We start from the raw sequence: 8728 nt of genomic DNA on the forward strand, positions 1-8728 counted from the left end.
AGCCCCAGGGTGGCCACCCCGGAGCCAGCCTTCACCAGAAACATGTCGGCGTGGCCGTGGTAGCAGCCTTCAAACTTGATGATCTTTTCGCGGCCGGTGAAGGCCCGCATCAGGCGCAGCACAGACATGCAGGCCTCGGTGCCCGAATTGACGAAGCGCACCATCTCAATGGATGGCACCGCTTCGATCACCATCTCGGCGAGGGTGTTTTCGAGGGCACAGGGGGCACCGAAGCTGGTGCCCTTGTCAACGGCCTCGTGCAGGGCGGCGATCACTTCGGGGTGGGCATGGCCGCAGATGGCGGGCCCCCAGCTGCCGATGTAATCGATGTAGCGGTTGCCGTCCACGTCCCAGGCGTAGGCGCCCTTGACCCGGTCGAACACGATCGGCTGGCCGCCGACCGACTTGAACGCCCGCACCGGGGAGCTGACGCCACCGGGCATCAGGGTTTGGGCGGCGTGGAAGATCTCCTGGGAACGGGTGGTGTTCAGGGCAGAACCCGAAGCCGGAGCGGAGGTGGCAGCCGAGGTCAAAGCGGAATCCGCAGAGGTAGAAAACCGTCTTCCATCCTGACTCAAAACCGGACCCTGTCGATTCCGGTAAGTTCAGCGGGAATGCCACGGGTGCTTTGGGCGTCAACTGGCCAGAGTTGGAGCGGCAACTGCGGCGGTTGTTGCCAGCCCCTGCCGTGGTGTCGGCCCGCCAGGAGTTGTTGGCCTACGACTGCGATGGGCTCACCCTGAAACGCCACCAGCCCCGTTTGGTGGTGTTGCCTGAGAGCACGGAGCAGGTGGCCGCCGTGGTGCGCTTGTGCCACGAGCTGGAGGTGCCGTTTGTGGCCCGGGGCAGCGGCACGGGGCTCTCCGGCGGAGCGGTGGCCGAAACCGATGCCCTGGTGATCGTCACCAGCCGCATGCGCCAGGTGCTGGCGGTGGATCTGGAGAATCGCCGCATCACCGTGCAGCCCGGCGTGATCAACAGCTGGGTGACCCGGGCGGTGGCTGGTGATGGTTTCTATTACGCCCCAGACCCCTCCAGCCAGGTGGCCTGCAGCATCGGCGGCAACGTGGCTGAAAACTCCGGCGGGGTGCACTGCCTCAAGTACGGCGTCACCAGTAACCATGTGCTTGGCATGGAGGTGGTGCTGCCCGACGGCACGGTGACCACGCTCGGCAGTGAGCTCGAGGAAACCGCCGAGCTCGACCTGCGCGGCGCCTTCATCGGCAGTGAGGGCACCCTCGGCATCGCCACGGCGATCACCCTGCGGCTGTTGCGGGCGCCCCAGAGCGTGGCGGTGTTGCTGGCTGATTTCAGCTCGATGGAGGCGGCAGGGGAGGCGGTACGGCTGGTCACAGCGGCCGGGGTGCTGCCCTCCGGCATGGAGATGATGGATCGCCTCACAATCGAGGCGGTGGATGACTATTTCGGGGTGGATGAATACCCCCGCGATGCGGCGGCGCTGCTGCTGATCGAGCTGGATGGCCAGGAGCGGGAGGTGTCCGCCTCGGTGGAGCTCGTCAGTGCTCTCTGCCAGCAAGCGGGGGCGCGCACGATGCGGCAGGCCACCGATGAACAGGAACGAAACCTGCTCTGGAAGGGCCGCAAGTCGGCCATTTCCGCCCTTGGTCGCCGCTTCCCCAACTACTACCTGCAGGATGGGGTGGTGCCGCGCAGCAGCCTGCCCCGGGTGCTGGCTGCGATCGAAGAGCTCAGCGCCAGCCACGGCATGCCGGTGGCCAACGTGTTCCATGCCGGTGACGGCAATCTCCATCCCCTGATCCTCTATTCCGCCAGGGAGCCGGGCGTGCAGGAGCGGGTACAGGCCCTGGGCGCGGCCATATTGAGGCTGTGCGTGGATGTGGGCGGCAGCATCACCGGCGAGCACGGCGTCGGTTCCGACAAGCGCTGTTACCTCGACTGGATGTACGGCCCCGACGACCTGGCCACGATGCAGCTGGTGCGCAAGGCCTTTGATCCCTGCGGCCTGGCCAATCCCGGCAAGATCTTCCCCACGCCCAGCAGTTGCGGCGAATCGGCGCGGCGCCAAACCGTCCTCCGGCAGCAGGGCAAGCCCCTGCCTGACGGTGCGGTGGTGTTTTAGCTCGCAACAAACACCATTTTCAGAAGTCCTCTTCGGGCCCGTTCTCGTCCTGGGCTGGAGGCCACACCAGGTTCACCACCACCGGCGCATGGTCGCTGGGTTGCTCGTTGCCCCGGGTGGCCTTGTGGATCACGCAGCCGGTGGCGCAGTCGAGCAGCTCTTGGCAGAGGTAGATGTGGTCGATGCGCCAGCCCCGATCCCTGTCCCATGCCCCGCTGCGGTAGTCCCACCAGCTCCAGTGGCCACTGGCGGGCTCGAACACCCTGAACACATCGCTGAGCCGTTCGCCCAGGGCGGCCTTGAGGGCTTCGCGCTCGGCCGGGCTGGCCATGATGCCGCCAGTGAGGCGCTCGGGATCGGGGAGGTCGCGGCTTTCCAGACCGATGTTGAAGTCGCCCACCATGCAAAGGGGATCGCCCTGCTGGGCCTGAATTTCCAGGTAGCGGCCCAGGCAGGCCAGCCACTCAAGTTTGTAGGGGTACTTCTCGCTCTTGAGGGAACTGCCGTTGGGCACGTAGAGGTTCAGCACCCGGATGCCGTCAATGAGGGCACTGATCACCCGTTTCTGCTCACTCAGGCCAGGCGATTCCGGGTCGTGGGGCAGCAGGGCGTCAAAGCCGATCTGCACGTCTTCGAGGGGCAGGCGGCTGAGGATGGCGACGCCGTTGTAGGCCTTCTGGCCGCTGATCGCCATGGCGTAGCCCAGGCCCTCGAAGGCCTCCAGGGGAAACAGCTCATCGGTCACCTTGGTTTCCTGCAGGCAGAGCACCTCGGGCCGTTCCTGCTGCAGCCAGGCCAGCACCTGGTCGAGGCGGGTGCGCACGGAGTTGACGTTCCAGGTGGCGATCCGCATGGCCTGTGGAGGAAGCAACTAGGCTGAGTATCTGCGCAAGCTGGACCGAAATCACCATGCCTGCAATTGCCCTGGCCAGCCCCAGAATCTTGATGGCCCTCAGCGGTGCTGTCCTGCTTGCCGGGATGGCGGCGGGGGGAGCGCCGGCCAGGGCCCAGCAGAAGGGCTACGGCCAGACGATCAGCAGCCCCCAGCAGGAAAGGGAGCTCGATTACGGAACCGGACCCACCCGGAGCGGATCGCTAATGGACTCGGCCAATCCGATCGAATTGATGAATAAGTTGCGCAAGGCCAACTCCCTCGACGACGCCACCCAGCCGGGTGACGCTGTTGATGCGGCGCTCAAGGATTTCAATTCCCAATCTGCTTCCCCGGCTGCGACGGTGAAGTCCCCCTGAGAGGGGCCAGCCCCCACTCTGCGGCCACCTGATCCAGGCGAGGATCGCTGGGCCCTGGCCTGCGGCTGCGCGCCTGGGCCAGGGATTGTTGGGCCCCTTTGGGGTTGCCCCCTTCCTGTTGCAGCAGGGCGCGGGCCAGCAGGGGCCGCTGATCCGTCGGGAAGTCGGCGGCGAGCTTCAGCAGTACTGAATCCGCCTGGGCGGGCCGACCACTTTTCTGCAGCACGTTGGCCAGCAGGAGGCCGATGGCCAGGGCCTGGGGTTTGAGCTGGGGCTTGCTGGCCCGGCTCAGGGCTGCTTCGAGCTGCTTCTGGGCCTGGGCGCTGCGGCCGGTTTCAAGTTGGAGCAGGGCCAGCAGCTGCAGGCCCTCGATCTGGTCCGGGCGCAGGTTGAGCAACTGGCGCAGCTCTCTTTCGGCGCCGCTGCGATCCTGTTGGTCGCGCCGCAGTTCGGCCAGCAGCAGCCTCAGGGGCCACTTTTGGGGTTGCTGATCGGCCAGCCGTTCAAGCAAAACCGTGGCCTCAGGCTTGCGATCCAGGCCGACCAGCAGCTCCAGTAGCCGCTGCTGGTCGGCCGGGCTGGCTTGGCCCAGGTTGAGCTGCTGTTGCAGAGCGGAGGCCTGCCGCTCCAGGGAGAGCCGCGCTTGATCCGTGTTGTCCGCGCCGTTCTGCAGCTGGCCCAGCCACCAGCCGCCAGCTATGCAAGTCAGCCCCAAGGCGGCCGCGGCGATTCCCTTCCAGATCCCGGAGCGGTTGGCAGCGGGCGGCATGGGCGCAGGGGTTGGTATTGCCAGCCAGTCTGCCCCGCCCTGTTTGCACCTACCGCCTTAACCGGGGCCACCTAAACTCCACCCATGCGTGAACATCCCATCGCTCCGGTCACCGAGCCCACCCAGTACCGGGCCATAGGCGTAGTGCGAGGTGTCTATGTGCCCACAGACGCGGAGCAGCTCACCCGGGGGATCATCCGCACTGCAGAGGGCGCCGAGCTCGAGGCGGTGGTTCTGGGCCGCCTGCTCACTCTGATGCGGCGTCACCTCAACCTGGAGGAGCCCCACCTCTGGGTGGTCTATCCCCGCTCCCGGGAGGACGGGGGTTTGCATCTGCAGATGGTGGGTGTGTGGGAGCCAAGCACCCTCGCTCCAGACCAGGAAGCTGGTTCCTCAACCGATGCCCTGCCAGAGGGGGACGACTATTTCTCGGTGCGAGGTGAGCTGATCTACACCCGCCCCGAAACCGGCGACCTGGTGGTGAAGGTGCGTGTGATGCCCCGCCCCGATGGCAGCCGCCCGGTGCCCTTCAAATTGCAACTCAAGGGTGAGGTGCCCCTCGAGCACCTGCGCCACTTCGTCGCCCTCAACCTGCGCCGCACGGACCAGTTCCTGCAGCTGGAAAGCTTCGAGGTGATTGGTCCGGTTGCCCAACGCGGCACCCGGGGTGGCAAGGGCCGTCGGGATGGAGCCTCCGCCAAGGGAGGCAAGGCAGCCAAGGCAGGCAAGGGACGCCCGGCTGCTTCTGCTCAAACTGCTTCCGCTCAAAAGGGTGGGCACCTGGGCAGTGCCGTCAGTCGGCCGGCTACCTAGGTGGGCGGCCGGGGGCGGCGATCATGAGCCAACCGCTGGCGGCTGGCCTGGCAGTTGCCCTGGTGAGTCTGGCGGCGATTCTGGGGCCGGCCCTGGGTCTCTCGCCCTGGTGGATCACCCTGGTGGTGGCCCTGGGACTGGGCAGCCTCACCCTCGATGCGGCCCGTTTCGGTGGGCGTGGCGGCCATGTGCTGGCCGAGGCCCTGCCAGGCGGCCAGCTGCGGTTGCGCAGGATTGCCATTCACGAAGCTGGTCACGTGCTGGTGGCACGGCAGGAGGCGATGGCGGTGCGCCAGGTGCTGGTGGGTTCCCTTGCTTGCCTGAGGGCGGGGCTGAACACCAGTGGCAGCACCGAGCTGGAGCCCCCGGCCCACGCCAAGTTGCCCCCAGAAGAGCTGCGCCGCTGGAGTCGGGTGCTGCAGGCGGGCATGGTGGCCGAACAGCTGATCTATGGCCAGAGCGTCGGCGGCAGCGACGATCGGGCCCTGCTGGGCCGGCTCTGGGGCCTCTCCGGCCACGATGTGGACACCGCCCAGCGGGAGCAGCGCCGGGCGCGGCGCGAGGTGGAGCAGCACCTGCGCAGCTGCCAGGATGAGCTCCAGGCCCAGGCCGAAACCCTGCTGGCAGCAGCCCCCCGCCTGGGCCGCCCCCAGGCTGTTGGGGCCTGAAGGTGCTGGCCCTGCTCGATGCAGCTACGGGCCTGGCAGGCAACATGCTGCTGGCTGCCCTGTTTGATCTCGGCCTGCCTGAGGCGGAGATCCATGCCCCGCTGGCGGCCCTCGGTTTGGCCGGGGCCTACCGACTGGAGCTGGAGGAGCGCCGCAGCGGCGGCCTGCGCGGCCTGCATCTGGCTGTCACCAGCCTGGAGCCCCAGCCGGCCCATCGCCGCTGGGGGGAGCTGCGCCGCCAGCTGCAGGAAGTCCCCTGGCCCGAGCCGCTGAAGCAGCGGGTGCTGGAGGTGTTTGGCCTGCTGGCCCAGGCGGAGGCCGCAGTCCACGGCCATAGCCCTGAGCAGGTGCACTTCCACGAGGTGGGCGCCCTCGATGCCCTGGTGGACGTGGTGGGGGTGTGTGCGGGCCTGCTCCACTTCGGCGTCGAGGAGCTGGTCTGCACGCCGCCGCCGGCGGGCCATGGCGTGGTGGCAACGGCCCACGGCAGCCTGCCCCTGCCGGCGCCAGCGGTGCTGGAGCTGGCGCGTCTGCGGGCGATCCCCCTGGCCACGGCGCAGGGATTCCCCGCCGGGGAACTCACCACCCCTACGGGATTGGCGCTGGTGGCCTGCTGGGCGAGCCGCTTCGCTCTCCACCCCACCCATGTGCCCTGCCAGGTAGGGGTGGGCCTGGGTTCCCGCAGCCTGGATCGCCCCAACCTGCTGCGGCTCACCCTGGCCCAGGCGCATGCTGGCGAGTCCGCAGCCCAGCAGACCTTGCTGGTGCAGCAGGCCCAGATCGACGACGCCACGGCCGAGGATCTGGCCTTCTTGAGCGAGGAGCTGCGGCGGGCGGGGGCCTGGGAGGTGTTCAGCCAGCCAATCGCCATGAAGAAAGGACGCCCTGGCCAGCTGCTCACTGCCCTGCTGCCTCCGGAGCAGGCTGGGGCGTTGCGTGCGGTGTGGTGGCGGCACAGCACCACCCTGGGACTGCGGGAGCAGCCCCAGAACCGTTGGCTGCTGCCCCGCCGCAGCCTGGAGCTGGCCACGCCCCTGGGGCCGGTGCGGCTCAAGCAGGCCCAGCTGGCCGATGGCCGCTGGCGCAGCAAAGCGGAACACGACGACCTGGTCGCCCTGGCGCGCCAGCACAAACTGGGGATCGATCAGGTGCGGGCCGTTGTGCAGCGGGCCCAGTTGGACGCCGAGTTGCCCCCCTCCCAGCCGTGAGCCTCCCAGCAGTGACCCTCCCAGCCTTGAGCATGCCGCCCGCGATCCAAGCCCTGCTCCAGCGCATCCGGGCTGGGGGGATGGGCCTGCCCGGTGGCCTGAAGCTGTGGATCAGCCTGCTGAGCTTCGGTTTCCTGCTGGCCGCCCTGGTGGGCCATGGCCGCCAGCTGCTCCAGCTCAGCTTGGATGGCCAGGGTTGGCTGTGGCTGCTGCTGGGGGTAGGCGTCAGCCTGCTGAGCCTGGTAGCCAACGGCTTTTCCTTGGCCGTGATTCTGCGTTGGCTGGGCCTGCGCCCCCGCTGGAGCGAGCTGGTGCGTGCCTATCTCGAAACCAACCTGCGCAAGTTCCTGCCTGGGGGCATCTGGCATCTCACCAGCCGGGTGCAGCTGCTGCGAGGTGGAGAGGCCCCTCTGGCCGTGCCGGCCTCCGCTGGCCTGGCCCTGGCGGCGGTGCTGCTCGATCCCCTGCTGGCGGCCGTGGCGGCCCTGGCCCTGGTGGCCGCCGGTGGCTGGCAGAACGGCCTGGCCCTGCTCGGCGTGCTGCCTTTGGCCTTGCTCTGGCCCCGCTGGCTCAACCCCCTGCTGGGCCGGCTGGAGCGCCGCAAGGCCTCGGAGCTGGGGCTGGAGGTCGAGGCGGCCGCTGCCCCGCCGATCCGTGGCTATCCGTGGCCGCCGCTGCTGGGCCAGCTCCTGTTTGTGCTGCTGCGCTTTGGCGGCTTCGCCTGCTGCGTGCAGTCCTTTGATCTTTCCTACAGCCTCAGCTGGGGCGGCTGGCTGGCGGGCTTTGCCCTGGCCTGGACCGCCGGCCTGGTGGTGCCCGGTGCCCCCGGTGGCCTGGGAGTATTCGAAGCTGCGCTGCTGCTACGCCTCGGCTTTGCCATTCCCGAGGCGCCGCTACTGGCGATTGCGATCAGCTACCGGCTGGTGGTGACGCTCGCCGACCTGCTGGCGGCGCTCACGGCCAGGCTGGATGGGCCGCGGCCTTAGCCAGGAACTGTCAATCGGCACGTTGTGCCCGTTTAACTGCACTACGCCCCGTGTTCACCTCAGCGGCAACGGGACGGATTGGCGTAGGTGAAGGACTGGTAGCGATTCAGAATGTTGCGCACGTCCACGCAGCTGTCCCCGCGCTTCCAGAAGGAGTCCATGCCGTTTTCCCTTGGGCTGGATTGGATGTAGGTGTATCCAGACGAGGTCAGACGGCTCTCGACATAGCCGGGATCACCTCCGACCAGATTTTGAAGCTCCGGCACGGGCTGACCCTCGGCCCCTGTGGGTCCGTTGCTGTGCTTGCCGCCAGACAGCAGGGCTCCGATCAAGGCACCGACGGCAGCTCCGGCCACTGTGGCTCCGGTGGAGCTGCTGTGGTGATCCTCAAACTGGGCATTTGGGTTGGTGACCGTGTCTGTTTTCACCGCCAGTTGATGGGTCAAGCGGCCATCGTTCCAGGTGAAGCGACCCATGTTGCCCTGGTCTTCATACAGCACATTCTGCTCAATCCCTGAAGGGGTTTCTACATGCAGTTGTTGCCGGCTTGGCCCTGAGAACCGGAACCGATTTCCATTCTCCAGATCGACAACAAAAATGGTGGTTCCTCCATTTTGCTTTTGTTTCACCGTGCAGTAGCCGTTATAGGCTGCATAACTATTTTCTTTGAGCTGGCATCGGCCATTGGCTCTGGCTACGGTTTCGGCCTGCACGGGAACGACCAGGGCCGTGCTGCAGATCAAGAGGGCGCCAAGTAGGCCAAACTTGCGTTTAACAGACATTGCAGGATTTTGCCTTCACTTCCAACACTTTAGACCCATTCATCGTCGCTCGCATGTTTAAATATGTGGAGACTTGACGTCAATGTAAAATATTCTGGCCAACAGCACTTGGCCGGCGTGAGCATGGGAGCCCAACTCCTGCGCTTTTGC

Annotated in this window: 10 protein-coding genes; 6 read left to right on the forward strand and 4 right to left on the reverse strand. The window is 66.9% G+C overall.

Annotation, left to right across the window (positions count from 1 at the left end; genetic code table 11):
• Positions 1-443, reverse strand: a 443-nt coding sequence (locus KBZ15_RS12970) for an aminotransferase class III-fold pyridoxal phosphate-dependent enzyme (protein ID WP_255015620.1), incomplete at its 3' end; no start/stop codon positions are given.
• Positions 444-628: 185 nt separating this feature from the next.
• Between KBZ15_RS12970 and KBZ15_RS12975 the strand changes: the two genes are divergently transcribed.
• The gene (locus tag KBZ15_RS12975; protein ID WP_255015612.1) at positions 629-2101 is read left to right on the forward strand and encodes an FAD-linked oxidase C-terminal domain-containing protein; all 1473 of its coding nucleotides are present in this window, start codon (positions 629-631) and stop codon (positions 2099-2101) included.
• A gap of 19 nt (positions 2102-2120) precedes the next feature.
• Here the strand turns inward: KBZ15_RS12975 and xth are convergent, their stop codons facing one another.
• On the reverse strand, positions 2121-2954 hold the full coding sequence (xth, locus tag KBZ15_RS12980; protein WP_255015613.1) for an exodeoxyribonuclease III: 834 nt from the start codon (positions 2952-2954) through the stop codon (positions 2121-2123).
• A 56-nt stretch (positions 2955-3010) separates the two neighbouring features.
• Between xth and KBZ15_RS12985 the strand changes: the two genes are divergently transcribed.
• Positions 3011-3352: a hypothetical protein gene (locus KBZ15_RS12985; RefSeq protein ID WP_255015614.1), complete on the forward strand. Its 342-nt coding sequence runs from the start codon at positions 3011-3013 to the stop codon at positions 3350-3352.
• Here the strand turns inward: KBZ15_RS12985 and KBZ15_RS12990 are convergent.
• Positions 3306-4121, reverse strand: a complete 816-nt coding sequence (locus KBZ15_RS12990; protein WP_255015615.1) for a hypothetical protein — start codon at positions 4119-4121, stop codon at positions 3306-3308. The two genes, KBZ15_RS12985 and KBZ15_RS12990, sit on opposite strands and share 47 nt — an antisense overlap.
• 84 nt (positions 4122-4205) lie before the next feature.
• On the opposite strand from KBZ15_RS12990, the gene KBZ15_RS12995 reads away from it, so the two are divergent.
• From KBZ15_RS12995 to KBZ15_RS13010, 4 genes are read left to right on the forward strand one after another with little or no spacing between them, the layout of a single operon-like run.
• Positions 4206-4934 carry a hypothetical protein gene (locus tag KBZ15_RS12995; RefSeq protein WP_255015616.1) on the forward strand — a complete coding sequence of 243 codons (729 nt, stop codon included), beginning with the start codon at positions 4206-4208 and terminating at the stop codon, positions 4932-4934.
• A gap of 23 nt (positions 4935-4957) precedes the next feature.
• A complete protein-coding gene (locus KBZ15_RS13000) occupies positions 4958-5602 on the forward strand; it encodes a hypothetical protein (RefSeq protein ID WP_255015617.1) in 645 nt (214 codons plus the stop codon).
• The gene (locus tag KBZ15_RS13005; RefSeq protein WP_255015621.1) at positions 5599-6810 is read left to right on the forward strand and encodes a LarC family nickel insertion protein; all 1212 of its coding nucleotides are present in this window, start codon (positions 5599-5601) and stop codon (positions 6808-6810) included. The genes KBZ15_RS13000 and KBZ15_RS13005 overlap by 4 nt, the downstream gene beginning before the upstream one ends.
• Positions 6811-6842: 32 nt before the next feature.
• The gene (locus KBZ15_RS13010) at positions 6843-7796 is read left to right on the forward strand and encodes a UPF0104 family protein (RefSeq protein ID WP_255015618.1); all 954 of its coding nucleotides are present in this window, start codon (positions 6843-6845) and stop codon (positions 7794-7796) included.
• A gap of 59 nt (positions 7797-7855) precedes the next feature.
• Here KBZ15_RS13010 and KBZ15_RS13015 read toward each other — a convergent pair whose 3' ends face one another.
• Positions 7856-8509 carry a hypothetical protein gene (locus KBZ15_RS13015; protein WP_255015619.1) on the reverse strand — a complete coding sequence of 218 codons (654 nt, stop codon included), beginning with the start codon at positions 8507-8509 and terminating at the stop codon, positions 7856-7858.
• Positions 8510-8728 lie beyond the last annotated feature (219 nt).

Origin of the sequence: Cyanobium sp. BA20m-p-22 (genome assembly GCF_024346275.1) — a bacterium.
Taxonomy (GTDB): Bacteria; Cyanobacteriota; Cyanobacteriia; order PCC-6307; family Cyanobiaceae; genus Cyanobium_A.